This window comes from Synechococcus sp. WH 7805 (assembly GCF_000153285.1).
Classification (GTDB): domain Bacteria; phylum Cyanobacteriota; class Cyanobacteriia; order PCC-6307; family Cyanobiaceae; genus Synechococcus_C.
In genome coordinates, this window is sequence record NZ_CH724169.1 from 1 (window position 1) to 1,334 (window position 1,334).

2 protein-coding genes are annotated in these 1,334 nt (G+C 46.0%); both read left to right on the forward strand.

What is annotated here, in order from left to right:
- Window positions 1–255: 255 nt before the first annotated feature.
- Window positions 256–762 carry a hypothetical protein gene (locus WH7805_RS13995; protein WP_198005785.1) on the forward strand — a complete coding sequence of 169 codons (507 nt, stop codon included), beginning with the start codon at window positions 256–258 and terminating at the stop codon, window positions 760–762.
- Window positions 759–1,334, forward strand: a 576-nt coding sequence (locus WH7805_RS13460) for a hypothetical protein (protein ID WP_198005786.1), incomplete at its 3' end; no start/stop codon positions are given. The genes WH7805_RS13995 and WH7805_RS13460, both read left to right, overlap by 4 nt.

Here is a 1,334-nt window from a genome sequence, read left to right on the forward strand (position 1 = left end):
TTGCTGTGAGCGTCGATGGCGTCATCAAGGCTGTCAATGATCAGTTTAATAAACCAGCGGATGCAAACACAACGAACTTAAAAATTGTGAAAGGCACGGATGCTAACACATTGCAAACGGGTGATAGCGTCGTGGTACAAGCTGTGCTTGCTATCGCCCCGACAGACACTTAATTGTCGCTTTATGTGTGAAAAACCACCACGGCTTTAGGCCCGTGGTGGTTTTAAAAATTACGTATTAAAATAGTTAGGATATATGCGCCCTTATCAATTCATTCATTTATCCATTTTGTGTTTTTGTTTAGTGGGACACAACGCAAATGCCACGCAGATACCAAAAACCTTCACGCCAGCAGTGACCATATTCAAGGATAACAATATGGGTGACATTGAAATTATTGGTAAGAGGGATTATGTGTCTTCTTATGATACAAAATCACAGACATTCAAACCATTACATATTGATTTTGAGGTAAAAAGTCGCTCGGGTGATAACGTTAACTACTCCCTCACGTTACCGGTTTCACAGCACTATTGCATCAACAGTACGGGTGAATCCGAGGCCTTGAACGGTTTATCTTTTACCTTAGATGGCCAACCGTTTGCGCCAAAAGACAGCGATGAAGCCGGACATGACGGCCAAACATTCACCGGCAGTGATGATCAACACCACCTTGAGGTGCGCTACCCGACATTACCGCAAACAGGTAACAATCAGCAATGTTACGGCACGCTAGGGTTGTCTGCGGAGATGGTGTTATGAAGCAGACGTATCTCGCGTTGGTCATTGCAGGCGTACTCCACAGCCTGCCTGTCATGGCTGCGCCATTAACCCATGAAGCCTACCCATCCGCGTTCTCTGACTTTTTTGAAGAGCAGTCGCAACGTATTGATGTGGAAGTAGCAGGGGCAGCGTCATCGGTGAAAGTGGCTTCTTCCGTGACGTATGAAACTTATCGAATCGATGCTGGGGCATCGGTAACAGCACTGGGGGATTATTTACGCCAACAACACCTTTCACCGTTGGCAGTGAGCACGATCATCGCAACCTTACAACAAGGTATACAAGCTAACCCACATTGTCAGGGTGAATTAGCCCTGTGTGTGCCAACGGTAAAAACCGGCGATGCGGAGTATGTGTATGATTTTGATAATAGCAAACTCCGTATTTTCGTCTCTCCCGAGATGCTGAGAAACAAAACGGGCAAGGTGGACTATTACCCAGAAAAACGGGAAAACAACGCGTTAATCAACTACTCCGATGCGTATGTTTACACCGATAGTGACAACAACAGCAACGTAAACTGGACCAACAACGCGGTGCTCGGTTTACCT

What these genes read in the sequence shown, in the direction of transcription:
- WH7805_RS13995 (WP_198005785.1), top strand. Translation starts at nt 256, where the DNA reads ATGCGCCCTTATCAATTCATTCATTTATCCATTTTGTGTTTTTGTTTA.